This window comes from Streptomyces sp. NPDC039424 (assembly GCF_055639495.1).
Genome location: NZ_JBVKAI010000003.1, coordinates 106,921 through 133,385 on the forward strand (window position 1 = coordinate 106,921; position 26,465 = coordinate 133,385).

Here is a 26,465-nt window from a genome sequence, read left to right on the forward strand (position 1 = left end):
ACGGCGGTGACGGCGGTGGCGGTGGTGTCGTCGGCGGTGACGGCGGTGACGGCGGTGGCGGTGGTGTCGTCGGCGGTGACGGCGGTGACGGCGGTGCCGGTGGAGTTGTCGGCGGTGACGGTGGCGACGGCGGTGGCGGTGGTGTCGTCGGCGGTGACGGCGGTGACGGCGGTGCCGGTGGTGTCGTCGGCGGTGACGGCGGCGACGGCGGCTGACCGTCACACGCCGGCGGCCCGGACGGCCCGTGACGTCTGGGCCCTGCCGGCCGATTCCGTAGGGGTGAAGGTCTCCAGAGGCCTTCACCCCATTTGTGTGACACCTGTGTGAGGTCAATTGCGCCGCACAGGCGGCGTCGGCGGCAAGGGCGGCCGTCCGGAAAGTGGTCCCGGCCTGGTTCGCCCCCGGTTCAGCCCTCGGGCAACTGGATGGTGTCCCGTACCCGCGCGAAGGTCGGCTTCTGCGCCGCCGTACGGTCGGGCAGCGCGAAGAAGACCAGATGCGCTGTGCCGCCGGGGACACCGAGCACGTAGTAGCTGTAGGCGACTCTGCCGGGCGTGCCCGTGCTGTTCGGGTTGCTGAGGGTGCCGTCCACACGCCAGCCCTTGACGCCGTCCACGCGCACAGCCGCCGGCTTCCCGAGGGGGTCATGACGGAAAGCGGGATTGCCGCGGACGGCGTCGGCCGCATCGGCGGGTGTGTTGAGCTTCAACGGCTCCTCGGTGAAGCGGAGCATGACGCCGGTGAGTTTGGCGGGGTTGTCGTCGACGACCTTCCCGGCGCGCAGCCACGCCTCCTCGTCGCCGTCGGTGAACAGGCCGATGAGATGGCTGGGGGTGTCGGCGTACATCACCGAATCGGTGGCCGGGTGGTACTGCCAGCTGGGCGGGTGTTCGAGTCGGAAGGGGGCGGCCTGCGTTCCCGAGTCGACCCAGGAGTCGTCGGGCCAGAGGGTGAACACCGCAGTGATCACACCCGCCACGACGAGCAACAGGGCGGCCAGCAACACCAGCGTCCGCCGTCCCCTCCTGGCCCGGGGTGCCCGTGGTTCCTCCGGTTTCCGGGGCGGCCGCTCCCGTACCGCAGCCGGCTCCGGCTCCGGCTCCGGCGGAGCTTCTCGGCGTGGAGGTGTGGAGACCGGGGGTGAACGCGTAGGGGAAGGCGGCGGTGTATGCGATGCGGCGCCGGCGGCTGTCGGCGCGGCGCGAAAGGCCCGGCGCAGCTCCTCGATGACTGCTCGGCAGGATTGCTGCCGCTCGTCCGGCTCGCGGGCCATGGCACGGTTGAGCACCGTGTCGACGCCCGGCGGGAGATCGTCGCGGAAGTCGGACACGTTCGGTCTGGGCTCGGACATGTGGGCCCAGAGGGTGGCGGCGTCGTCGTCCCTGGCGAACGGTGTCCGGCCGGCGAGGGCCTCGAACATGACGCAGCCCAGTGAGTAGATGTCCGTCCGCCGGTCAAGGGTGCCACCGGCGATCTGTTCCGGGGCGACGTAGGCGAGTGTTCCGAGGAAGTGCCCGGTCGTGGTGAGGCCGCTCAGGCTGGCCGAGCGCTTGGTCAGTCCGAAGTCGGTGAGGTAGACGTGGCGCTGGGAAACCGCCAGGGTGGCGCCGGAGAGAAGGATGTTGCCGGGTTTGACGTCCCTGTGCACCAGTCCGACTTCATGCGCGGCGTCCAGCGCGCCTGCGAGTTGGGTGAAGAGGGACATGACCTCGGCCACTGTGAGCTGTCCCTCCGGGGAGTGAGCGCGGCGGTCCAGTACCTGGCCGAGGTCTTCCCCGTCGACGTACCGCATCGCGATGTAGAGCAGGTTGTCGACCTCACCTGCCTGGTAGATGGGCAGGATGTTGGCGTGGTCCACCGAAGCCGCCAGCTCCGATTCCCGGATGAAGCGGGCACGGAAGCCCTCGTGGGAGCTGAGCTCGGGGGCCAGCAGTTTCAGGGCGACCGGCCGTCCCAGAACGAGGTCCCTGGCCAGGTACACGACGGCCATCCCGCCGCGGGCGATGTACGACTCGATGCGGTAGCCAGCCAGTTCATCACCGGGTTCCAGCGTGAGACGGGGTTGCGTGGGCATCGCGTCGGATCCTCAGGGTCTGGGGGGAACGGCAGCGCCGCACGAGAAGCAGAAGCGGTCGCCGGGGGAGAGGAGGGCGCCGCACCGCGCGCAGTAGGTGCCCCTGGCTTCCGACCGTCTTTCGGCGTCCTCCTGGTACGGCTCAGGCCGATCGGGAGCCGGGCGCCCGTGCTCCTCCGGCGCGGAAGGCGCGGCGTCTGCCGGAACCACGGGCGGCTCGGGTTCCGCCGCTCTGAACCCCCGGAGCAGTGTGGCGGCCCAGGAGTCGGCGGGCGACGCACCCGCCCCGCCGGTCGCCTCGGCAAGACGCGTACGGCGGTGCCTCAGCGCGAACAGGAGCCCGCCGACCGCCAGGACGACAAGCCCGATGAGTGGCCCGATCAGGGCCCAGTTGCCGCTGGAGCCGGCGGCGGCACCGTGGCCGGTGTGCGCGTCGACCTCGTCACTCATGTCCCCGGGCTTACCGGAACCGGCGTGCGCGGCCTCGTGATAGCGGACGGCCACCGCACCCTGCCCCGTGTCGTCCGCGGCACTGTGCAGCCACGTCGACGCGTGGCGGTACTCGTGCTTGGCGTACAGCTCCAGCCCGTTGGCCAGACTGGAGTCACCGGCGCCGCGCGCGGACTGTACGCCGCTCTTGTCCAGCGCCGAGGTGATCTGGTCCGGTGACATCAGCTCCACCGAATCGTCCGTGGGACTCAGCACGCCGGTCACCGCACCGCGCTCATCCACCAGAACCGAGCCGGACATCCCGGTTCCCAGGTCCGTTCGCAGTTTGGCGATGTCCTGAGCCGATACCGCTCCCCGGGCGTCGTACCGGCCCCGCACGGTGGCCGGTTCGGCGGTCGCGGAGGGTGTGGTGCGCCAGCCGATCGCCGTCCAGGGCTTGCCGGCCCCGGGGGCCGGCCCGAGCGCCACGGTGGCCGTGTTGCCGGGGGCGGCGGCGGAGAGCACCGCCACCGAGCCCGAGGTCGACAGCAGGGTCGCCTTCATCGTCGGCGGGTTGTCGGCCGTGACGTAGGGGTGGACCCTGATTTCGGGTGTGATGGAGACGGCACAGTGCGCCTGCGGGTTGCCTGGCTGGTAGCAGCTGTTGACGGCCGCGTCGAGCATGTGGTCGTCGGGCACATGCGTGCGCTGGTAGGGGTCGGCGGGCAGCGGCACCCCCAGGGCCCGATGCCATGCCTGGTTGACCGCGTAGACGGTGACGCGTTCTCGGTCCAGTCGGACGGCTTCGGGGGAGGTGACGAGGGTGCCGCTCGGATTGATGAAGGCGCCCGTGCCGCCCGCGGTCGTGTCGACGATCGATGTGAAGTGGTACTGGTTCATCTTGACCCAGTGGACGGCGACATCCACGGCGGCTGTGACCTCGACGCGGGCGACGCCGTCGGCCGCGTAGTCCTCCGGCGGGATCCTCTCGGGCTTCATGGTGGCGTGCCCGCCGTGCGAATGGGCGGTCGGCGGCGGAGTCTCGTCACCGGGCATGTCGTACCGCAAGGGCACCGCGCGGCTGCTGGGTTCCGCCGAGCCCGGGAACACCCTGTGGTCCGCTGACACGGGTGGCGGGCGCGGATCACCGGCCGGGTCCGCCACGAACGCGGTGCCCGCACAGGCCGTGCCCCAGAGGAACAGCGATGCGGAGACCAGCGCACGCGCCACCGGACGGCAGCGGCTGTGGCGGCGGTGCGTGGACGCGGTGGTCATGGCGGACTCCGCTCGTGCGCTTCCCCCCTGCGTTCCCCGTGCTCAAGGCCCTCTTTCTCTACGCTGGACCTTGATGCCCCGAGGGGCAAGGCGGGGCCGACGCGGTGCGGGTGCGGTGATCAGCGACGGCTCCTTGCTCCATCAGGCCTCCAACCCGGCCGACGGCCCCGCCCCCCGCCGGCCAGGCACGCACCGCCCCGGCGCGGTCTCCAGGGGTTCCGGTTAGGCTCTGGCCAGTACGACCTTGATCTGAGGGAGGCCGGGGATGACGGGGCCGGGGCGCAGGAGCAGTACCTTCACTCGGCTGCTGCGGCACGGCTTCACCGATCCGTCGGCCGCCGAGCGGCTGCTGGAGAGCACCGAGCTGGCGCCCGTGCGGGACGATCCGGTGCTGCTGGAGGCGCTGGGGGCGACCGCCGACCCCGATCTGGCGCTGCACGGTCTCGTGCGGCTGTTGGAGGCGCAGCCGGGGGCGGCCACGGCCCGGCGGGAGCTGCTGGACACGGTGATAGCGGCCAAGCCGCTGCGTGACCGCCTGCTGGGGGTGCTGGGCGCGTCGGCGGCGCTGGCCGATCATCTCGCCCGGCATCCGCGTGACTGGGAGGCGTTGGTCACCTACGAGCCCCGGGATCTGCACCCGGGGGTGGAGGAGTTCGAGCGGGGGCTGGCGGAGGCCACCGATCCCGTGTCCCTGCGGGTCGCCTACCGGCGCTGTCTGTTGTCCATCGCCGCCCGTGACGTGTGCGGCACCACCGACATCGCCGAGACCGCCGCCGAACTCGCCGACCTCGCCACCGCGACCCTGCGCGCCGCCCTCGCCCTGGCGCGGGCCGCCGCGCCCGAGGACGACGCGGCGTGCCGGCTCGCGGTGATCGCGATGGGCAAGTGCGGCGGTCACGAGCTGAACTACGTCTCCGACGTCGACGTCATCTTCGTCGGCGAGGCAGCCGACGGCGCCGACGAGGGCAAGGCCCTGAAGTCCGCCACCCGGCTCGCCTCGCACATGATGCGGATCTGCTCGGAGACCACGGTCGAGGGGTCGATCTGGCCCGTGGACGCCAATCTGCGCCCCGAGGGCAGAAACGGTCCGCTGGTGCGCACGCTGAGCAGCCATCTCGCCTACTACCAGCGGTGGGCCAAGACCTGGGAGTTCCAGGCGCTGCTCAAGGCCCGCCCGGTGGCGGGCGACCTCGACCTCGGCGAGGAGTATGTCGCCGCCCTCGAACCCCTGGTCTGGAAGGCCGCCGAACGCGACAACTTCGTCACCGACGTGCAGAAGATGCGCCGCCGGGTGGTGGAGAACATCCCCGCCGCCGAGGTCGAGCGGGAGCTGAAGCTCGGCCCGGGCGGCCTCAGGGACGTCGAGTTCGCCGTGCAGCTGCTGCAGCTGGTGCACGGCCGCACCGACGCCTCGCTGCGCAGCGGCACCACCCTCGACGCCCTCCAGGCCCTCGCCGCCGGCGGCTACGTGGGCCGCGCCGACGCCGTGCAGCTCGACGAGGCCTACCGTTTCCTGCGCTCCATGGAGCACCGCATCCAGCTCTACCGGCTCCGCCGCACCCACCTCGTCCCCGAGGCCGAGGCCGACCTGCGCCGCCTCGGCCGCTCCCTCGGCCTGCGCACCGACCCGGTGACCGAGCTGACCCGCGAGTGGAAGCGGCACACCGCCGTCGTACGCCGGCTGCACGAGAAGATCTTCTACCGGCCCCTGCTCGACGCCGTCGCCCAGCTCGCCCCCGGCGAGGCCCGGCTCAGCCCCGAGGCGGCCCGCGAACGCCTGGTCGCCCTCGGCTACGCCGACCCCGCCGCCGCCCTGCGCCACCTGGAGGCCCTCGCCTCCGGCGTCACCCGCAAGGCCGCCATCCAGCGCACCCTACTGCCCGTCCTGCTCGGCTGGTTCGCCGACTCCGCCGACCCGGACGCGGGCCTGCTCAACTTCCGCAAGGTGTCGGACGCGCTCGGCAAGACACCCTGGTACCTCCGGCTCCTCAGGGACGAGGGGGCGGCCGCCGAGAACCTCGCCCGCGTCCTGTCGGCCGGCCGCCTCGCCCCCGACCTGCTGATGCGCGCCCCCGAGGCGGTCGCCCTGCTCGGCGACGGGGACGGCGGCGGCCTCGAACCGCGCGGACGCGTCCACCTGGAGCAGGAGATCCTCGCCGCCGTGGGCCGCGCGGAGAACGCGGCCCAGGGCGTCACGGCGGCCCGTGGCGTGCGCCGCCGGGAGCTGTTCCGTACAGCCGCCTCGGACATCGTCGACTCCTACGGCACCGAGTCGAACCCGGCCGAGCCCGACCAGGGCGCCCTGGTGGACCGGGTCGGCGGCGCGGTCTCCGACATCACGGCCGCCACCCTCGCCGGCACCCTGCGCGCCGTGGTCCGCGAGGGCTGGGGCGAGACCCTGCCCACCCGCTTCGCGGTCATAGGGATGGGCCGCTTCGGCGGCCACGAGCTGGGGTACGGCTCCGACGCCGACGTCCTGTTCGTCCACGAACCGCAGGACGGCGTGGAGGAACGGGAGGCCTCCGAGGCCGCCAACAAGGTCGTCGCCGAGATGCGCCGGCTGCTCCAGCTCCCCAGCGCCGACCCGCCCCTGCTCATCGATGCCGGCCTGCGCCCCGAGGGCAAGTCCGGACCGCTGGTGCGGACGCTGAAGTCGTACGAGGCCTACTACCGCCGCTGGTCCCTGACCTGGGAGTCGCACGCGCTGCTGCGGGCCGAGCCGGTCGCCGGGGACGAGGACCTGGCCCGCCGCTTCATCGAGCTGATCGACCCGCTGCGCTACCCGGAGCGGGGCCTGGAGGACGAGGCGGTGCGCGAGATCCGCCGGCTGAAGGCCCGCATGGAGTCCGAGCGCCTCCCGCGCGGCGCCGACCCCAGGCTGCACACCAAGCTAGGGCCGGGCGGCCTGTCCGACGTCGAGTGGACCGTGCAGCTGCTGCAGCTGCGGCACGGCCGGCGCGTACCCGGACTGCGCACCACCCGCACCCGCGAGGCCCTGGCCGCCGCCCGCGAGGCGGGCCTCATTTCCGCCGAGGACGCCGCGACCCTGGACGAGGCCTGGGTCCTCGCGACCCGCGTCCGGGGTGCCGTCATGCTGGTCCGCGGCCGGGCCGGCGACACGTTCCCCTCCGACGCCCGCGAGCTCGCCGCCGTCGGCCGCTACCTCGGCTACGGCACGGGCCACGCCGGCGACATGCTCGACGCCTACCGCCGTACGACACGCCGGGCGCGGGCAGTGGTGGAGGAGCTGTTCTACGAGGGCTGAGCGCCGGCGGGAGGGATCACGCCTCGCCGGGCAGCAGCGCCGCGCCCCCCGCCGGGACCAGGCGCGGCAGGGCGTACGGCAGGGCCCCGTACCACATCAGGGCCACCGTGAAGCCGAAGGTCAGGCACAGGACGCCGCCGACCGCGTCGAGCCAGAAGTGGTTGGCGGTGGCCACGATCACCACCAGCGTCACCGCCGGGTACAGCAGCCCCAGCGCCCGCGCCCACGGCACGCTCGCCAGCGCGAAGACGGTCAGCCCGCACCACAGCGACCAGCCGATGTGCATCGACGGCATCGCGGCGTACTGGTTCGACATGTGCTTCAGGTCGCCGGAGGCCATCGACCCCCAGGTCTGGTGCACCGTCACCGTGTCCACGAAGTGGCCGCCGTGCATCAGCCGGGGCGGGGCGAGCGGGAACAGGTAGTAACCGACCAGGGCCACGCCCGTCGTGGCGAACAGCACCGTCCGGGTCGCCGCGTACCGGCCGGGATGGCTGCGGTACAGCCACACCAGCACGCCCAGCGTCACCACGAAGTGCAGGGTCGCGTAGTAGTAGTTCATGCCCACGATCAGCCAAGTCACCGCGTTCACGGTGTGGTTGACCGACTGCTCGACGGCGACCCCGATGTGGTGCTCGGCCCTCCAGATCCAGTCGGCGTTGCGCAGCGCCTGGCCCCGCTGTTCCGGGACGGCGTTGCGGATCAGCGAGTACGTCCAGTAACTGACCGCGATGAGCAGGACCTCGAACCAGAGCCGGGGGCGGCGCGGAGCGCGCATCCGGCGCAGGACCCGGTGCCTGCGCGCGTCCGTGACAGGGTGCGGAAGGGCCGTCTGCTCGCGACCTTCCGGTTCTGTCACGGTCGAGTCACTCATAGCCACAGAGTGTGCCAGAAAAGCCCTCAAGCCCCGATCATCCGCTGGTCGGGTCCTGGCCGCACTTCCTACACCCTACGGACGATTCCGCTCTCCGGGGGCCGAAGCGGTCGAACCTCGCACCACCAGTTCCGGCATGAAGACGAACTCGCTGTGCGGGGCGGGCGTACCGCCGATCTCCTCCAGCAGGGTCCGCACCGCCGCCTGGCCCATCGCCGGGACGGGCTTGCGGATGGTGGTCAGGGGCGGGTCGGTGAACGCGATCAGCGGGGAGTCGTCGAAGCCGACCACCGAGACGTCCCGGGGGACCTCCAGGCCGAGCTGCCGGGCAGCCCGTATCGCGCCCAGGGCCATCATGTCGCTGGCGCAGACCACCGCCGTGCAGTCGCGCTCGATCAGCGCGGTGGCGGCGGCCTGGCCGCCCTCCAGGGTGTAGAGCGAGTGCTGGACGAACTGGGATTCGACGGTCTCGGCGCCCAGGCCCAGCTGGTCCTGCATGGTCCGCACGAAGCCCTCGATCTTGCGCTGCACCGGGACGAACCGTTTCGGCCCGAGCGCCAGGCCGATCCTGGTGTGCCCCAGCGAGACCAGGTGAGTCACCGCCAGCGTCATCGCCGCCCGGTCGTCGGGGGAGATGAACGGCGCCTGCACCTTCGGCGAGAAACCGTCCACCAGCACATACGGCACGCCCTGCGCCCGCAACCGCTCGTAGCGCTCCATGTCGGCGGTGGTGTCCGCGTGCAGCCCGGAGACGTAGATGATGCCGGCCACCCCGCGGTCCACCAGCATCTCGGTCAGCTCGTCCTCCGTCGACCCGCCCGGGGTCTGCGTGGCCAGCACCGGCGTGTACCCCTGCCGGGTCAGCGCCTGGCCGATGACCTGGGCCAACGCCGGGAATATCGGATTCTCCAGCTCCGGGGTGATCAGGCCGACCAGGCCTTCGCTGCGCTGCCGCAGCCGTACCGGACGCTCGTAGCCGAGCACGTCCAGCGCGGCGAGCACGGACTGGCGGGTGGTGGCGGCTACGCCCGGCTTCCCGTTGAGGACGCGGCTGACGGTCGCTTCGCTCACCCCCGCCTGCGCAGCGATGTCCGCAAGCCGTGTGGTCACAGGGGTGGACTGTACCGGCCGGGAATCGCCTTGCCCACCGATCGGACGCCGTGCGCGGGCGGTAGGACGGCCCGCTGCCGGTTGCTGCGTCATCGCGCTCACTCGTCCTTCTGGTCGGCCTCGAATGGCAAGAGCTTGCAGAGTCTTGCACAAGTGTGTCTCTGCCCGCTGAGCGGCACCGGAACCGGGTCGCGGACGGGTCGAGAACAGGTCACGACAGGGTAACCCCTGCGGTCCCTTGCACTTTTTTTCTGCAAGGTCTTTCGCAACGCTTGCATCGCTGTTACGTTCCCAGTCGCCCGGCGGACGCAACGGCGCAGTCGGCAAGACGGCGGGGACGGCGGACGGGACCGCCCCCGCGGCACACGGGCTTAACCCTCAAGGAGAACTCATGCGGCGTGGCATAGCGGCCTCCGCGCTGGTGGCGTCCCTCGCCCTCACGGCGACGGCGTGCGGCGGCAGTGACAGCGGCAGCGACAAGTCGGACGGTCCGGTGACCATCACCTGGTGGGACACCTCCAACGCCACCAATGAGGCACCGACGTACCAGGCCCTGATCAAGCAGTTCGAGGCCGCCAACAAGGACGTCAAGGTCAAGTACGTCAACGTCCCCTTCGACCAGGCGCAGAACAAGTTCGACACCGCCGCCGGCTCCAAGGGCGCCCCGGACCTGCTGCGCTCCGAGGTCGGCTGGACCCCCGCCTTCGCCAAGAAGAGCTTCTTCCTGCCGCTGGACGGCACCGAGGCCCTCGCGGACAAGGACAAGTTCAAGCCCAACCTGCTCAAGCAGGCGCAGTACGAGGGCAAGACCTACGGCGTGCCGCTGGTCACCGACACCCTGGCGCTCGTCTACAACAAGGCCCTGTTCAAGAAGGCCGGCATCACCGAGGCCCCGGGGACCTGGGAAGAGCTGAAGTCCGACGCCGCCAAGGTCAAGGCGAAGACCGGCGTCGACGGCTACTGGGGCTCGACTCAGGCCTACTACGCCCAGTCCTTCCTCTACGGCGAGGGCACCGACACCGTCGACGCCTCCGCCAAGAAGATCACGGTCGACTCGGACGCGGCCAAGAAGGGCTACGGCACCTGGCTGAGCCTGTTCTCCGGCAAGGGCCTGCACAAGGCCGACACCACCGCCGACGCCTACGCCCACATCCAGGACGCGTTCGTCGGCGGCAAGGTCGCCGCGATCATCCAGGGCCCCTGGGAGATCACCAACTTCTACAAGGGCTCGGCCTTCAAGGACAAGGCCAACCTCGGCATCGCCACCGTCCCGGCCGGTTCCAGCGGCAAGGCGGGCGCCCCGACCGGCGGCCACAACCTCTCGGTCTACGCCGGCTCGGACAAGGCCCACCAGGCAGCGGCCCTGAAGTTCGTCAACTTCATGACCTCGGCGAAGTCCCAGGAGACCATCGCCCTGAAGAACTCCACGCTGCCCACCCGCGACGACGCCTACAGCGCGCAGGTCAAGGCCGACCCCGGCATCGCCGGCTACCAGGGCGTCCTCTCCGCCGCCCAGCCGCGCCCGGCGCTGCCCGAGTACAGCTCCCTGTGGGGCCCGCTGGACACCGAGCTGCCGAAGATCGCCGGTGGCAAGGAATCGCTGGACAAGGGTCTCGGCAACGCCGAGCTGGCCATCGCCAAGCTGGTCCCCGACTTCAGCAAGTGAGCCCGAGTGGCCGTCGGATCCTCCCTCAAGGGGGGGAAGGATCCGGCGGCCACCGGCCTGTGCCCGGGCCCGCCCCCTGATCTCCCCGAAGGTGTCGAACCATGACAGTCGCCATCGACCGCGCCACCGGCAAGCGCCACGGTGACCGCGCGCCGCGGCCCGGCCTGGGCACGCGTGTGAAGAACGGATTCCACAAGCACTGGTACGCGTACGCGATGATCGCGCCGGTGGTCGTCGTGCTCGGCGGCATCGTCGGCTACCCGCTGGTGCGGGGCGTCTACCTGACCCTGACCGACGCCAACAGCCTGAACTCGGCGCGCACCATCGGCGTCAACCACATCGACGCGACCTACAAGTTCATCGGGCTCGACAACTACCAGGACATCCTGTTCGGCCCGACGGCGTACGACCGGTTCTGGTCGCACTTCCTGTGGACCGTCTTCTGGGCGGCCGCCTGCGTGGCCCTGCACTACGGCATCGGCCTCGGTCTCGCGCTCATGCTCAACCAGAAGCTGCGCGGCCGCACCTTCTACCGGCTGCTGCTGGTGCTGCCCTGGGCCGTGCCGACCTTCGTCACCGTCTTCTCCTGGCGGATCATGCTGGCCGACTCCGGCGTGATCAACCAGGCACTCGACGCACTCCACCTGCCGCAGCCGCAGTGGCTGGAGGACTCCTTCTGGCAGCGGTTCGCCGCGATCATGGTCAACACCTGGTGCGGTGTGCCGTTCATGATGCTCTCGCTGCTCGGCGGCCTGCAGTCCATCGACGCCTCGCTCTACGAGGCCGCGGAGATGGACGGCGCGAACGCCTGGCAGCGGTTCCGGCACGTCACCCTGCCGGGCCTGCGCTCGGTCAGCTCCACCGTGGTGCTGCTCGGCGTCATCTGGACCTTCAACCAGTTCGCCATCATCTTCCTGCTGTTCGGCCCCACCAGCGCGCCCGACGCCCAGATCCTCGTCACATGGGCCTACTACCTGGGCTTCGGCCAGCAGCCGCGCGACTTCGCCCAGTCCGCCGCGTACGGCGTCCTGCTGCTGTCGATCCTGACCGTCTTCACGTCCTTCTACTTCCGCTGGCTGAAGCGCAATGACCAGCTCGCCGTCTGACGCCGCAGGAGCCGCCGCCATGAGCACCACGACCCTCGAAAAGACCGAGGCCGGGCCCGCCCCCAGCGCGCAGGCCCCGCGCCGCACCCGCCGGCACGGCGAGCGCGGCCCGCTCGGCGCCGCCCTGCTGCACGGCGGCCTCGCCGTGGCGAGCCTGATCGCACTGGCCCCGGTGGCCTGGCTGTTCTTCCTGTCCCTCGGCCCGGACAAGGACGATTACCTGCACCCCGGCAGGATCCTGGACAAGCTCACCTTCTCCAACTACAGCTTCGTGCTCCAGCACACCGCGTTCTTCGACTGGTTCAAGTCGACGATGATCGTGGCCCTGGGCACCACCCTGATCGGCGTCTTCGTCGCCGCGACCACCGGCTACGCCGTCTCGCGCATGCGCTTCCCGGGGTACAAGCCGCTGATGTGGGTGCTGCTGCTCACCCAGGCCTTCCCGATCGCCATCCTGATCGTGCCGATGTACGAGATCTTCGGCGAACTCGGTCTCATCGACACCTACTGGGCCCTGATCGTCGTCAACTGCACCACCGCCGTGCCGTACAGCGCCTGGCTGCTCAAGGGGTACTTCGACACCATCCCCTTCGAGATCGACGAGGCGGGACGCGTGGACGGGCTCACCCCCTTCGGCACCTTCTTCCGGCTGATCCTGCCGCTGGCCCGCCCGGGCCTGGCCGTCGCGGCCTTCTACAACTTCATCACCGCCGTCGGCGAGGTCGCCTTCGCGACCACCTTCATGCTCGACGACTCGAAGTACACCTTCGCCGTCGGTCTGCAGAGTTTCGTCAGCGAGCACGACGCGCAGTGGAACTACATGGCCGCCACCGCGGTGCTGATCGCGATACCCGTGTCCGTGTTCTTCTACCTTGTCCAGAAGAACCTGGTGACCGGCCTCACCGCAGGCGGCACGAAGGGCTGACCGCCCTTCGCCGGCTCCCGCGCGCCTGACCGCGCGGGTGGCGGCCGCGGTGCCCATCCGACCCCGCCGGCACCGCGGCCGCCTCGTCAACACACCCCGAGATCCCCATGAACCCTCCGACCCCCACCGCATCAAGGACGCCATGAGCCAGCACTCCGCCGACCCGGCACCGAGCCCCGTTTCCGAGTCAGCTGTCGCCACCGTCGCCCAGCGCCGCGACTGGTGGCGGGACGCGGTGATCTACCAGGTCTATCCGCGCAGCTTCGCCGACAGCAACGGCGACGGCATGGGCGATCTGGAGGGCGTACGCTCCAGGCTCCCCTACCTGCGCGACCTCGGCGTGGACGCCGTCTGGCTCAGTCCGTTCTACGCCTCGCCGCAGGCCGACGCCGGCTACGACGTGGCCGACTACCGCGCCGTCGACCCCATGTTCGGCAACCTGCTGGACGCCGACGCCCTGATCCGCGACGCCCATGGACTGGGGCTCAGGATCATCGTGGACCTCGTCCCGAACCACTCCTCCGACCAGTACGAGTGGTTCAGGCGCGCGCTCGCCGAGGGCCCCGGCTCGCCGCTGCGGGACCGCTACCACTTTCGGCCCGGCAAGGGGAAGAAGGGCGAGCTCCCGCCCAACGACTGGGAGTCGATCTTCGGCGGCCCGGCGTGGACCCGGGTGACCGAACCGGACGGCTCGCCCGGGGAGTGGTACCTGCACCTCTTCGCCCCCGAGCAGCCCGACTTCAACTGGGAGCACCCGGCCGTCGGCGACGAGTTCCGCTCCATCCTGCGCTTCTGGCTGGACATGGGCGTGGACGGCTTCCGCGTCGACGTCGCCCACGGTCTCGTCAAGGCCGAGGGCCTGCCCGACCTCGGCGCCCACGACCAGCTGAAGCTGCTGGGCAACGATGTCATGCCGTTCTTCGACCAGGACGGCGTGCACGCGATCTACCGGCAGTGGCGCACGATCCTCGACGAGTACGCGGGCGAACGAATCTTCGTCGCGGAGGCGTGGACGCCGACGGTCGAGCGGACCGCCAACTACGTCCGCCCGGACGAGCTCCACCAGGCCTTCAACTTCCAGTACCTGAGCACGGAGTGGGACGCGGAGGAGCTCCGCAAGGTCATCGACCGCACCCTGGAGGCCATGCGCCCGGTCGGCGCCCCCGCCACCTGGGTGCTGTCCAACCACGACGTCACCCGTCACGCCACCCGCTTCGCCAACCCGCCCGGCCTCGGCACCCAGATCCGCACGGCGGGCGACCGCGAGCTCGGACTCAGGCGCGCGCGGGCCGCCACGCTGCTGATGCTGGCGCTGCCCGGCTCGGCCTACGTCTACCAGGGCGAGGAGCTGGGCCTGCCCGACGTGGTCGACCTGCCCGACGAGGTGCGCCAGGACCCGGCGTACTTCCGCGGTGCCGGCCAGGACGGCTTCCGCGACGGCTGCCGGGTGCCGATCCCGTGGACCCGCACGGGATCCTCGTACGGCTTCGGCAGCGGCGGGAGCTGGCTTCCGCAGCCCGCGAGCTGGGGCGGGCTGAGCGTGGAGGCGCAGACCGGCGAGCCCGGCTCGACGCTGGAGCTGTACCGCGCCGCGCTCGCCGCCCGGCGGGAACACCCCTCCCTCGGCGTGGGCGACGCGGTGGAGTGGCTGCGCGCCCCCGAGGGCGTCCTCGCCTTCCGGCGCGGGGAGTTCGTGTGTGTCGCGAACACCACGGGGGAGTCGGCGACGACTCCGGCGTACGGCCGTGTCCTGCTCACCAGCGGTGAGGTGACCGAGGCCGACGGCGAGACGAAGGTGCCGGGCGACACGACGGTGTGGTTCACGACGGCCTGACGGCCCCTCTGAAAGTTCTTGCATCAACTTCACACGGCCCGCTGCCTTTTCAGGCGGCGGGCCTTTAACATCTGCGTCACCGCAAGTTGGCTGGAATGTTTCAGCAAGAACCTTCAAAGACGAAGGAACCCCACATGGCACGCAGATCGCTCTCCGGGGCGCTGGCTCTCTCGGCCGCCGCCCTTGTCATGACCCCGACCGTGGCGCACGCCTCCCCGCCCGGCGCCAAGGACGTCACCGCCGTCCTCTTCGAGTGGAAGTACGCCTCGGTCGCCAAGGAGTGCACCAGCACCCTCGGCCCCGCCGGCTACGGATACGTCCAGGTCTCCCCGCCCGGCGAGCACATACAGGGCTCGCAGTGGTGGACGTCGTACCAGCCGGTGAGCTACAGGATCGCGGGCAGGCTCGGTGGCCGCACGGCCTTCCAGAACATGGTGAACACCTGCCACGCGGCGGGCGTCAAGGTCGTCGTCGACACGGTCGTCAACCACATGTCGGCGGGCAGCGGCACCGGGACCGGCGGCTCCTCGTACACGAAGTACGACTACCCCGGCCTGTACTCCGTCTACGACTTCGACGACTGTACCTCCCAGATCGCCAACTACGCCGACCGCTGGAACGTCCAGCGCTGCGAACTCGTGGGCCTGGCCGACCTGGACACCGGCGAGGAGTACGTCCGCAAGACCATCGCCGGGTACATGAACGACCTGCTCACCCTGGGCGTGGACGGCTTCCGCATCGACGCGGCGAAGCACATCGACACGGCCGACCTGGCGAACATCAAGTCCCGGCTGACGAACCCGAACGCCTACTGGAAGCAGGAGGTCATCTACGGCTCCGGCGAGGCGGTCCAGCCGTCCGAGTACACGGGCAACGGGGACGTCCAGGAGTTCCGCTACGCCTACGACCTCAAGCGCGTCTTCAACAGCGAGAAGCTCGCCTACCTCAAGAACTACGGCGAGGGCTGGGGCTACCTCAGCGGCTCGGTGGCCGGTGTCTTCGTCGACAACCACGACACCGAGCGGGGCGGCTCGACCCTGAACTACAAGGACGGCGCCAACTACACCCTGGCCAACGTCTTCATGCTGGCCTACCCCTACGGCGCCCCCGACATCAACTCCGGCTACGAGTGGTCCGACGCGGACGCGGGGCCGCCCAACGGCGGCACGGTGAACGCCTGCTGGCAGGACGGCTGGAAGTGCCAGCACGCCTGGCCGGAGATCAAGTCGATGGTCGCCTTCCGCAACGCCACCCGCGGTGAGTCCCTCACGAACTGGTGGGACGACGGCGACGACGCGATCGCCTTCGGCCGGGGCGCCAAGGGGTACGTGGCCATCAACCACGAGTCGGGCTCCCTGACCCGCACCTACCAGACGTCCCTCCCGGCGGGCACGTACTGCAACGTGCAGAACAACACGACGGTGGCCGTGAACTCCAGCGGCCAGTTCACCGCGATCCTCGGGTCCAACACCGCCCTGGCGATCTACGCGGGCAAGTCGAGCTGCTGACAGGGGTGCCGGCCGGTACCGCCGCTTCTGCGGTGGTACCGGCCGACAGGTCGCCGTGAAAACTCTTACCGCTTGTTTCAAGCCTCTTGCTGTAAACCTTTCGTCGGCGATACGGTCGCGCGGGGTCGGACCCAACGGAGCCGTAATCGCAAGGAGTTCTTGCCTGTGATACCGAGATGGCCGGCGCCCCGGACGCGCCGCACCACCCACGCCGGACGGGTCGCGGCCGTCACCGTCGCCGCGCTCGCCGCAGCCCTCGTCCAGCCGCTCGCGGCCCACGCCGAGGCCCCGCCCCCGCCGCCGTCCGACGCGCGGCTCGCCGCCGCACCGGCGCGGCACGACGACACCCGCGAGCAGTTCTACTTCGTCATGCCGGATCGTTTCGCCAATGGGGACGCGTCCAATGACCGGGGCGGACTGAGCGGTTCACGGCTCAGCACCGGCTACGACCCCACCGACAAGGGCTTCTACCAGGGCGGCGACCTCAAGGGCCTGACCAAGCGGCTCGACTACATCAAGGGACTCGGCACCACCGCCATCTGGATGGCGCCGATCTTCAAGAACCAGCCAGTGCAGGGGACCGGGAGCAACGCCTCCGCCGGTTACCACGGCTACTGGATCACCGACTTCACCCGGGTCGACCCGCACTTCGGGACCAACAAGGACCTCCAGACCCTCATCACCAAGGCGCACGCCAAGGGGATGAAGGTCTTCTTCGACGTCATCACCAACCACACCGCCGACCTCGTGGACTACGAGGAGAAGTCGTACGACTACCTCTCCAAGGGCGCCTTCCCCTACCTGACCAAGGACGGGAAGCCGTTCGACGACAGCGACTACGCGGACGGCACCACGAAGTTCCCGGCCGTCGACGCCGGCTCCTTCCCGCGCACACCGAAGGTCACCCGCGAGAGCAAGGTCCCGTCCTGGCTCAACGACCCGGCGATGTACCACAACCGGGGCGACTCGACGTACGCCGGTGAGTCCACCACGTACGGCGACTTCTCCGGGCTGGACGACCTGTGGACCGAGCGGCCCGAGGTCGTCCACGGCATGGAGAAGATCTACCAGCGGTGGGTGAGGGACTTCGGTGTCGACGGCTTCCGGATCGACACCGTCAAGCACGTGAACATGGAGTTCTGGACCCAGTGGGCCACCGCGCTCGACAGGTACGCGGCGGCGCACGGGCGGGAGAACTTCTTCATGTTCGGTGAGGTCTACTCCGCCGACACCTCCGTCACCTCCCCGTACGTCACCCAGGGCCGCCTCGACGCCACCCTCGACTTCCCCTTCCAGGACGCGGCCCGCGCCTACGCCTCCCAGGGCGGCGGCGCGCAGCGGCTGGCGGCGGTCTTCGACGACGACTACAAGTACACGACCGGCAAGGCCAACGCCTACGAGCAGGTCACCTTCCTCGGCAACCACGACATGGGCCGCATCGGGTACTTCCTGAAGCAGGACGACCCGGGGGCCACCGACGCCGACCTGCTCGCCAAGGACAGGCTGGCCAACGAGCTGATGTTCCTCAGCCGCGGCAACCCGGTCGTCTACTACGGCGACGAGCAGGGCTTCACCGGTTCCGGCGGCGACAAGGACGCCCGCCAGACGATGTTCGCCTCCAAGGTCGCCGACTACCTCGACGACGACGAGATCGGCACCGACCGCACCCACGCGAGCGACGCCTACGACACGAGCGCACCCCTCTACCGGCGGATCGCCGCCCTCGCGGGGCTCCGCAAGGCCAACCCGGCGCTCACCGACGGCGTCCAGACCCAGCGGTACGCGGCCGACGGAGCCGGTGTCTACGCCTTCTCCCGCACGGGCGACGACAGGACCGAGTACGTCGTCGCCTTCAACAACGCCGAGAACGCGAAGACCGCCACCTTCGCGGCCGGCTCCGCGAACATGACGTACAAGGGCCTCTACGGCACCCACACCAAGGTCACCTCGGACGCCGACAGGAAGATCACCGTCACCGTCCCGGCCCGGTCCTCCGTCGTCCTGAAGGCGTCCGGTGCGCTCGCCAGGCCCGCCTCCAAGCCGGCCGTCACCCTGAAGGCCCCGGCCGCCGGCGCCACCGGCACGGTCGAGGTCACCGCGGATGTCGACGGCGGTCAGCTCAACCGCGTCGTCTTCGCCGCCCAGGTCGGATCCGGCAAGTGGAAGACGCTCGGTTCCGCCGACCACGCCCCGTACAAGGTCACCCAGTCGATCGGCGAGGACGTACCGGCCGGGACCGCCCTGCGCTACAAGGCCGTGGTGATCGACTCGGCCGGGCGCACCGCGAGCTCCACCGCCGACAGCGCCACCGGCACCCCGCCCGCCGCAGAGGTCCCCACGGCCTCCTCCCGGGACTACGCGATCGTCCACTACAAGCGCACCGACGGCGACTACGCCGACTGGGGCCTGTACGCCTGGGGCGACCTCGCCGACGGCGAGTCGACCGACTGGCCGGCCAGCCACCCCTTCGTCGGCCGGGACGCCTACGGTGCCTTCGCCTACGTCAAGCTCAAGCCCGGCGCCTCGAACGTCGGCTTCCTGGTCATCGACAAGGACGGGAACAAGGACGTCTCCGCCGACCGCACCATCGACGTCACCAGGACGGGTGAGGTCTGGGTCGAGCAGGGAAAGACGGACGTCCGCACGCAGCGGCCCGACTACCCGGCGCAGGACACCAGCAAGGCGGTCATCCACTACCACCGCGCCGACGGGAACTACGACGGCTGGGGCCTGCACGTCTGGACGGGCGCCGCGAACCCCACCGACTGGTCGAACCCCCTGAAGCCGGTGAAGACTGATGCCTATGGCGCGGTCTTCGAGGTACCGCTCACCGAGGGTGCCACCAGCCTCAGCTACATCATCCACAAGGGCGACGAGAAGGACCTCGCCGCCGACCAGTCCCTGGACCTCAAGGCCGGCGGCCACGAGGTGTGGCTGTTGAGCGGCCAGGAGGAGTACCTGCTGCCGCAGCCGGCCGGGAGCGCGGCGGCCCTCGACCTGACCACCTCCAAGGCGGTCTGGATCGACCGCGACACCCTCGCCTGGAACGGCTCCGACGGCGCCGCCTCCACCCAGCTGCTCTACTCCCGCGACGGCTCGATCGCCGTCAAGGACGGAACGCTGACCAGCGACGACGAGCGCTGGCTGCGGTTGACCAGGACCACGCTCAGCGAGGGCCAGAAGGCCAGGTTCCCGCACTTGAGGGACTACACGGCCTGGTCCGTCGACCCGCGCGACCGCGACCGGGTGCGCGAGGCGCTGAGCGGCCAGATCGTGGCCTCGCAGCGCGCGGCGAACGGCGCGGTCCTGGCCGCGACCGGCGTGCAGATCGCGGGTGTGCTCGACGACGTGTACGACGCGAGCAAGGCGACGCTGGGACTGGTCTTCCACGACGGGAAGCCGACCCTCTCCGTCTGGGCGCCCACGGCACAGAGCGTCTCCCTGGAGCTGGACGGCTCCAGGGAGACCATGCACCGCGACGCCGCCACCGGCGTCTGGTCCGTCACGGGTCCGGCGTCCTGGAAGAACAAGCCCTACCGCTACGTCGTGAAGGTATGGGCCCCGAGCGTCCGCGAGGTCGTGACGAACAAGGTCACCGACCCCTACTCGGTCGCGCTGACCGCGGACTCCGAGCGCAGCCTGGTCGTCGACCTGAACGACAAGGCCCTCGCCCCGGGCGGCTGGTCCACCCTGCGCAAGCCCAAGGCCGTACCGCTGCGGGACGCCCAGATCCAGGAGCTGCACATCCGGGACTTCTCCGTCGCCGACAAGACGGTCCCGGCGAAGGACCGGGGCACCTACCTCGCCTTCACCGACAAGGGCGGCGACGGCTCGAAGCACCTGCGGGCGCTGGCGAAGTCGGGCACCTCCTACGTCCACCTCCTGCCCGCCTTCGACATCGCCACCATCCCCGAGAGGAAGGCCGACCAGGCGGTCACCGACTGCGACCTGGCCTCCTACGCGCCCGACTCCGACCAGCAGCAGCGCTGCGTGGCGAAGACCGCCGCGAAGGACGCCTACAACTGGGGCTACGACCCGTACCACTACACGGTTCCGGAGGGCTCCTACACCACCGACCCGGACGGCACGGCCCGTACGGTCCAGTTCCGCAGGATGGTCAAGGCGCTCAACGAGGACGGCCTCAGGGTCGTCATGGACGTCGTCTACAACCACACGGCGGCCAGTGGGCAGGCGGACACCAGCGTCCTCGACAGGATCGTGCCGGGCTACTACCAGCGGCTCCTCGCCGACGGCAGCGTGGCCGACAGCACCTGCTGCGCCAACACCGCGCCCGAGAACGCCATGATGGGCAAGCTGGTGGTGGACTCGATCGTCACCTGGGCCAGGCAGTACAAGGTCGACGGGTTCCGCTTCGACCTGATGGGCCACCACCCCAAGGCCAACATCCTCGCCGTCCGCAAGGCCCTCGACGCCCTCACCCCCGAGAAGGACGGCGTGGACGGCAAGAAGATCATCCTGTATGGCGAGGGCTGGAACTTCGGCGAGGTCGCCGACGACGCCCGGTTCGTCCAGGCCACGCAGAAGAACATGGCCGGCACGGGCATCGCCACCTTCTCCGACCGCGCCCGTGACGCCGTGCGCGGCGGCGGCCCCTTCGACTCCGACCCCGGCGTCCAGGGCTTCGCGTCCGGGCTGTACACCGACCCCAACTCCGCCACGGCGAACGGAACCGAGGCGGAACAGAAGTCCCGTCTCCTGCACTACCAGGACCTGATCAAGGTCGGCCTGACCGGCAACCTCGCGAAGTACCGGTTCACGGACTCCGGCGGCAAGGAGGTCACCGGCGCGGAGATCGACTACAACGGCGCCCCGGCCGGGTACGCGGACGCGCCCGGCGACGCCCTCGCCTACGTCGACGCGCACGACAACGAGTCGTTGTTCGACGCCCTCGCCTACAAGCTCCCCAAGGACACCTCCGCCTCCGACCGGGCCCGCATGCAGGTCCTGGCGATGGCCACGGCGGCCCTCTCGCAGGGCCCGGCGCTCTCCCAGGCGGGCACCGACCTGCTGCGCTCCAAGTCGCTGGACCGCAACTCCTTCGACAGCGGCGACTGGTTCAACGCGATCCACTGGAACTGCGCGGACGGCAACGGCTTCGGCCGGGGCCTGCCGATGGCGGCCGACAACCAGTCCAAGTGGGCCTACGCCAAGCCCCTGTTGAGCTCGATCACGGTCAAGTGCCCGCAGATCGAGGGCGCCTCGGCCGCGTACCGGGACCTGCTGCGCATCCGTACGACGGAGCAGTCCTTCTCCCTCGGCACGGCCGAGCGGGTGCAGTCCCGGCTGTCCTTCCCGCTGTCCGGGAAGGACGAGACGCCCGGCGTGATCACCATGCGGCTCGGTGACCTCGTCGTGGTGTTCAACGCGACGCCCCAGAAGCAGGAGCAGCGGATTCCCGCGCTCACCGGGAAGCACTACCGGCTGCACCCGGTGCAGGCTTCGGGCGCGGATCCTATCGTCAAGACCTCGGCCTACACGGCGGAATCGGGCACGTTCGCCGTTCCGGGTCGAACCGTGGCGGTGTTCACCCGGTCCTGACGAGCGCGCACTAGCGTGGGTGGGGCGGACTCCGTTCGGCGGGGTCCGCCTCACTTCGCCGTATCGAGAGTATGCGGAGATGGACGGCATCGGCATCTGCGGGCACACCGAGACCACGGTCCTGGTCGTCGACGACGTGGCGGCCAGCCGGTACGCCATGGGCGCGGTGCTGCGCCGGGCCGGCCACCGGGTCGTGCCGGTGGCCAGCGCCGGCGAGGCCCTGGTGGAACTGGACGTACGGCTGCGCGAGGACGCCCTGCCCGACGTGGCCCTGGTCGACGTCGGGCTGCCCGACATGACCGGCTTCGAACTGTGCCGCCGGGTCAAGGCGCAGCCGCCCATGGCCACCCTGCCCGTGGTGCACTTCTCCGCCGCCGCGCTGGCGCCGGGCGACCGCTGCCGGGGGCTGAACGCGGGCGGCGACGCGTATCTGACGATGCCCGCCGAGCCGGAGGAGATCCAGGCCGTCGTGCGGGCCGCGGTGCGCGGAGCGCGCCGGCACACCGGGACCGGGACGCTGGTGCGCCGGATGACGCTGCTGTCCGAGGCCACGGTCGCCGTGCAGACGGCGCGCTCTCCGGCGGAACTGGCCGACGCGGCGGCCGAGGGCGCCGCCCGGCTGACCGGCACCCCGGCCCTGGCCTTCGTGGTCGGCGCCGACGGCGAACTGTACCGGGGCACCTCCCGCAACCGCAGCGTCCTCGCCCTGCCCGACACCACCGCGCACGCCGCCGTGGCCCGGCTGATCACCCGGCTCGCCGAGGGCCGGAGCGGGCCGCACTCCGCCGTCGTGCCCGCGCCGCTGTGGCCGGCCGGTTTCTTCCGGCCCGGCGCCGAGGACGATGCCCGGCTCGTGCTCGCCCAGACCGGCGCGACCCGCACCCCGGTCTGCCTCGCCACCCCGGTGCGCCGCGCGCCCGGCGCCGACCCGGCGGACGACGCGCTGCTCGCCCGGCTCGCGCAGAACACCGCGCTGGCCGCCGAACCGCTGCTGATGTACCAGGTGGAGCGCCATGTCGCCCTCACCCTCCAGCACAGCTTCCTGCCCCGGCCGGACAAGCTGACCGTGCCGGGGCTCGACGTCGTCGTCCGCTATGTGCCTGCCTCCCGGCAGACCGAGATAGGCGGGGACTTCTACGCGGCCCTGCGCACCGGCGCCGGGGTGCTCACCGCGGTCGGGGATGTCGCCGGGCACTCGCTGGAGGCGGCCACCGTCATGGTGGAGATCCGGCACGCGCTGCGCGCCTACTGCGTCGAGGACAGCGACCCGCGGGTGCTCGCAGCCCGGCTCGACCGGATGCTCCAGCACCACCACCCGGACGTCACGGTCACCGTGTGCCTGGCCCTGGTCGACCCGGACAGCGGGCGCGTCCGGGTCGCCAACGCGGGCCACATCCCGCCGCTCGTCGTCGGGGCCGGGGGCGACGCCGGATATGTGGCGGCGAACGGGCCGCTGCTCGGCCTCGGGCTGGAGCGGCCGGAGCCCACCGAGCTGGTGCTGCGGCCCGCCGACCGGCTGCTGATGGTCACCGACGGTCTGATCGAGACCCGGGGCACGGACCTGTCGGTCTCGATGGCCCACCTCCGCACGGCCGCCGCCGATGCCCCGCCCGGCGTGGGCGCGCTGTGCGACACACTCCTCGACTGCTTCGGCCACGACCGGGAGGACGACATCGCGATGCTGGCGCTGCGGCTCGCGGAATAGGGTGACCTCGTCGCCCTAGAACAGGAGTGCCCATGCCGCAGATCACCGTCGACTACTCCGCCGTGATGGCCCCGGCCTTCGACCGGGCCGGTTTCGCCCACGCCCTGCACACCGCGACGGTCGAGATCGCGGCCGCGAAGCCGGAGGCCTGCAAGACCCAGTTCCGCCCCGGCGCGTACACCGCGTTCGGCTACGAGGACCCCGAGGACCAGCACCACGCGATCGTCCACGTCACGATCGGTCTGCTGGCCGGCCGCACCGAGGAGACCAAGGTGAGGCTGACCGAGACCGTCCTGGAGCTGTTGCGCGAGCATGTGGCGGACGAGGGCTTCGTCCTGCACGCCTCCGCCGAGGTGCGCGATCTGGACGCCTCGTACCGGAAGTTCGAGCGCTGACGGCTCAGGACGCCAGCGCGATCAGCCGGGTGGCCAGATCACCGAACGGGCCGCCGGCCGACTCCTCCTTCAGCATGCCGCGCAGAAGGAGGCTCGTCTCCTCGTCGTAGGCGGCGCTCACGGCCACCAGGGCGGCGAAGTCATGCACGAGCTGCACCTCCAGCTCGGCGCGCGGGATACGCCGGCCGTCCAGCCAGATCAGGGCGGTCGACTCGGCGAGCGAGATCCAGGAGCGGATGACCAGTTCCAGTCGCGCGGGCGGATCGGTGACGCCCAGATGCGAAAGGATCTGGTCATACGCGGCCTGCCGTACGGAGTCGACGAGCGCGTTGGTGGTGGAGGAGCCGACCGCCGGACCGCCGCGCATCAGCGCCGAGAAACCGGGTCCGTGCTCGTCCACGAAGTCGAAGTAGCGGCGCATCACCCGGAGCAGCCGGGCGCCCAGCGGACCGTCGAGCGGCTCCGCGAACCGGCCCGCCAGATCCTGCGAGGCACGCTTCAACGCGGCCTCGTACAGGCTGAGTTTGCCGGGGAAGTAGTGGTAGACCAGCGGGCGCGAGATGCCGGCCGCCGACGCTATCTCGTCGATGGAGACCTCGTCGGGCGAGCGTCGGCTGAACAGGTCGAGGGCGACGCCGATCAGTTGCTGCCGCCGCTCCTCGACGCCCATTCTGCGGCGAACCCCGGTACTCATGCGAACACCTTACCGATCGAATCCGGCCGCGGACGTTCCCATGTCGAGCGACGGACGATCACTCGGTGCCGACGGCACGCGGTGTCTAGTGCAGCCCGCTGACCGCCGTGCCGTCGTCCAGGGTCCCCGTCAGCTCCGCTCGGGAGCCCTGCTTGGTCTCCACGGCGAGCAGCGTGCCCACGGCGGACGCGGTGACCCCGCCGGTCGCGCGGATCGACGCGGTGTCCCGGTCGCCCGCGGCCAGCAGGTACCAGGTCCCGGCGCCGGACTTCCACAACACCCCGGCCAGCACATGCGGATCGCGCGGAGCGCACGCCGTCACGTCCGCGCCCTTGGCCGCGACCGCCCCGTACCGCCCGCCCGGCGTCTGGAACTGGGCCAGCACCGTCGTCCCGGTGCCCCGCCAGGTCTCCGCCCGGGTGCACACCCAGGTGCCGCTCCCGCTCGCGTCGGGCAGCGGCTGGTCGGCGAAGGCCCAGGCGTTGACGCTGCGCACCCCCGCGGCGCGCTCCAGGGTGAGCGAGCAGGCGAACGGGGCCCAGGTGCGCAGCGCCTGCGCCTTGGCCGCCTCACCGGCCTTGCCGGGCCGCCCCTCGGTCAGCCGGGCCGGGACCAGTTCCCCGAGGTCGGTGGCGAGGCGGGTGCCGGAGGCGTCGGTCAGCTGGAGCACGTTCCACGAGGTGCACCTGCCCGACCGCACGGCGGAGCTGGCCATCGGCGCGGTGACCCCGTCGGTGAGGTTCAGGTTCATGGCCCCGGCGCCCGGCTTCAGCAGGTCCCGCTCGGCGGCCTCCTCCACCCAGGGGGCGGTGAGATACCGGACGTTGCCGTCGGACCGGCCCAGCACGATCGCGCTCGCCTCCGCCCCGGTGGCCCCGTCGACCCGGGCGAAGTCGAGCGCGGCGCCCTGCGTGCCCTCCTTCGGCTCCGCGTAGCGGGCGATGCGCAGACCGTCGTACAGGATCACCACACGGGTGTTGTCGACCGGGCCCGCGTACAGCAGTTGGGGCGGTCCGGCCGGGCCGCCGGTCTGGGTGCCGGGGGTCGCCGAGACGCGGACCGTCTCGCCGGGGCGGGCCCAGACGGCGAGGGCGCGGCGCAGCAGGGCGGTGTCGCCGATGAGCGCGCCGCGCGCGGGCCAGACGGAGAAGCCGGTGCGGGCGGCGTTCTGCCAGGCGGTCGGGGTGGCCCGGGTCAGCCGGCCGGGGTCCAGGGCGGCCTCGGCCGCCGGGTTCTTCGCGTACGCGGGTGCGGCGGCGCCGTCGGGGCCCCAGCCGTCGTCGGGCAGGGTGAACAGCGCGCCGCACACCGCGAGCGCGACCGCAGCCGCGAGCGCCGCCTTGCCCTGCTGTCTGCGCCGCATCAGGTCGGTGGGCCGGGCCTGGAGCGAGCAGGGGTCGAACTCGGAGGAGGCGAGCAGCGGGTACTGGGCGGGGACGCCGTCGGCCTCCCGCAGCGCCGCGTCCGGGTCCGGCACGCCCGCCGCCGCCAGCAGGGCGCGGACGTCGGCGTCGGGGAGCGTCTCCAGACCGCGCAGCACGTACGCGGCACGGCCCGGGCCGGACAGGGTGCCCAGCCGCTGGTCCAGGGCGAGTTCGTCGGCGCCGCCGGAGCGCGGGAAGAGGCGCAGGCCCCACACGTGGGGGAGCAGCGGCGGCAGCTGGGAGCGGGTGGGCCACGCCCTGCGCCTGAGCGGCAGGCCCGCCTCCAGGGCCGTACGCACCACCTGGAGGCGGACGAAGGCGTACCCCGGGTCGCCGTCGTGGCTGGTCGCCTGGGCCGGGATCACGGACGACGACCTGCGGCCCCGGGGCAGGGCGCGCTGGGTGAGCGCGTGCGCGGACAGGACGCGCCTGCTCCGGCCGAGGCCCGGCGGCAGCACCAGATAGGCGAGCCGGACCAGCCGCGGGTAGTGCTCGACGAGGGCGGCCTCGGCCTGCTCGACGTCGACGACCGGGCCGGCGGCCGAGGAGGCGGGCGTGTGACGCTGGGCTACATCCTGTGACTGCACGTCCGGAAGAACGAGCGAAACGTTCGATGGTCACC

Annotated in this window: 16 protein-coding genes; 10 read left to right on the forward strand and 6 right to left on the reverse strand. The window is 71.1% G+C overall.

What is annotated here, in order from left to right; genetic code table 11:
• Positions 1-327 (forward strand): hypothetical protein (locus ACZ7L0_RS08720; protein WP_471241708.1); only part of this gene is annotated, 327 nt, incomplete at its 5' end.
• 79 nt (positions 328-406) lie between these two features.
• Here the strand turns inward: ACZ7L0_RS08720 and ACZ7L0_RS08725 are convergent.
• Together ACZ7L0_RS08725 and ACZ7L0_RS08730 are read right to left on the reverse strand one after the other, a co-directional pair.
• Positions 407-2,074: a serine/threonine-protein kinase gene (locus ACZ7L0_RS08725; RefSeq protein WP_471241709.1), complete on the reverse strand. Its 1,668-nt coding sequence runs from the start codon at positions 2,072-2,074 to the stop codon at positions 407-409.
• Between the two features lie 12 nt (positions 2,075-2,086).
• The gene (locus ACZ7L0_RS08730; protein WP_471241710.1) at positions 2,087-3,778 is read right to left on the reverse strand and encodes a zinc ribbon domain-containing protein; all 1,692 of its coding nucleotides are present in this window, start codon (positions 3,776-3,778) and stop codon (positions 2,087-2,089) included.
• A gap of 265 nt (positions 3,779-4,043) precedes the next feature.
• Here ACZ7L0_RS08730 and ACZ7L0_RS08735 point away from each other — a divergent pair, with 265 nt between their 5' ends.
• Positions 4,044-7,043, forward strand: a complete 3,000-nt coding sequence (locus tag ACZ7L0_RS08735) for a bifunctional [glutamine synthetase] adenylyltransferase/[glutamine synthetase]-adenylyl-L-tyrosine phosphorylase (protein ID WP_471241711.1) — start codon at positions 4,044-4,046, stop codon at positions 7,041-7,043.
• A 16-nt stretch (positions 7,044-7,059) separates the two neighbouring features.
• Here the strand turns inward: ACZ7L0_RS08735 and ACZ7L0_RS08740 are convergent, their stop codons facing one another.
• Positions 7,060-7,917 (reverse strand): phosphatase PAP2 family protein, encoded by an 858-nt coding sequence (locus ACZ7L0_RS08740; RefSeq protein ID WP_471241712.1) that lies wholly within the window; start codon positions 7,915-7,917, stop codon positions 7,060-7,062.
• Between the two features lie 75 nt (positions 7,918-7,992).
• Positions 7,993-9,027, reverse strand: coding sequence for a LacI family DNA-binding transcriptional regulator (locus ACZ7L0_RS08745; protein WP_471241713.1), 1,035 nt, complete (start codon positions 9,025-9,027; stop codon positions 7,993-7,995).
• Positions 9,028-9,418: 391 nt separating this feature from the next.
• Here ACZ7L0_RS08745 and ACZ7L0_RS08750 point away from each other — a divergent pair, with 391 nt between their 5' ends.
• From ACZ7L0_RS08750 to ACZ7L0_RS08785, 8 genes are all read left to right on the forward strand, one after another.
• A complete protein-coding gene (locus ACZ7L0_RS08750; RefSeq protein WP_471241714.1) occupies positions 9,419-10,693 on the forward strand; it encodes an extracellular solute-binding protein in 1,275 nt (424 codons plus the stop codon).
• Positions 10,694-10,794: 101 nt separating this feature from the next.
• Complete coding sequence (locus ACZ7L0_RS08755; RefSeq protein ID WP_471241715.1) at positions 10,795-11,799, forward strand: carbohydrate ABC transporter permease; 1,005 nt, start codon at positions 10,795-10,797, stop codon at positions 11,797-11,799.
• A gap of 19 nt (positions 11,800-11,818) precedes the next feature.
• Positions 11,819-12,724 (forward strand): sugar ABC transporter permease, encoded by a 906-nt coding sequence (locus ACZ7L0_RS08760; RefSeq protein ID WP_471241716.1) that lies wholly within the window; start codon positions 11,819-11,821, stop codon positions 12,722-12,724.
• 142 nt (positions 12,725-12,866) lie between these two features.
• Complete coding sequence (locus ACZ7L0_RS08765) at positions 12,867-14,558, forward strand: glycoside hydrolase family 13 protein (RefSeq protein WP_471241717.1); 1,692 nt, start codon at positions 12,867-12,869, stop codon at positions 14,556-14,558.
• 134 nt (positions 14,559-14,692) lie between these two features.
• Positions 14,693-16,066, forward strand: a complete 1,374-nt coding sequence (locus tag ACZ7L0_RS08770; protein WP_471241718.1) for an alpha-amylase — start codon at positions 14,693-14,695, stop codon at positions 16,064-16,066.
• Between the two features lie 165 nt (positions 16,067-16,231).
• Positions 16,232-21,625, forward strand: a complete 5,394-nt coding sequence (gene pulA / locus ACZ7L0_RS08775) for a pullulanase-type alpha-1,6-glucosidase (protein WP_471241719.1) — start codon at positions 16,232-16,234, stop codon at positions 21,623-21,625.
• A gap of 79 nt (positions 21,626-21,704) precedes the next feature.
• The gene (locus ACZ7L0_RS08780; protein WP_471241720.1) at positions 21,705-23,330 is read left to right on the forward strand and encodes a SpoIIE family protein phosphatase; all 1,626 of its coding nucleotides are present in this window, start codon (positions 21,705-21,707) and stop codon (positions 23,328-23,330) included.
• A gap of 32 nt (positions 23,331-23,362) precedes the next feature.
• The gene (locus tag ACZ7L0_RS08785) at positions 23,363-23,725 is read left to right on the forward strand and encodes a 5-carboxymethyl-2-hydroxymuconate Delta-isomerase (RefSeq protein ID WP_471241721.1); all 363 of its coding nucleotides are present in this window, start codon (positions 23,363-23,365) and stop codon (positions 23,723-23,725) included.
• Between the two features lie 4 nt (positions 23,726-23,729).
• On the opposite strand, the gene ACZ7L0_RS08790 is transcribed toward ACZ7L0_RS08785, so the two are convergent.
• Both ACZ7L0_RS08790 and ACZ7L0_RS08795 read right to left on the reverse strand, forming a co-directional pair.
• Positions 23,730-24,419, reverse strand: coding sequence for a TetR/AcrR family transcriptional regulator (locus tag ACZ7L0_RS08790; protein WP_471241722.1), 690 nt, complete (start codon positions 24,417-24,419; stop codon positions 23,730-23,732).
• 85 nt (positions 24,420-24,504) lie between these two features.
• Positions 24,505-26,430, reverse strand: a complete 1,926-nt coding sequence (locus ACZ7L0_RS08795; protein ID WP_471241723.1) for a hypothetical protein — start codon at positions 26,428-26,430, stop codon at positions 24,505-24,507.
• Positions 26,431-26,465: the final 35 nt, after the last annotated feature.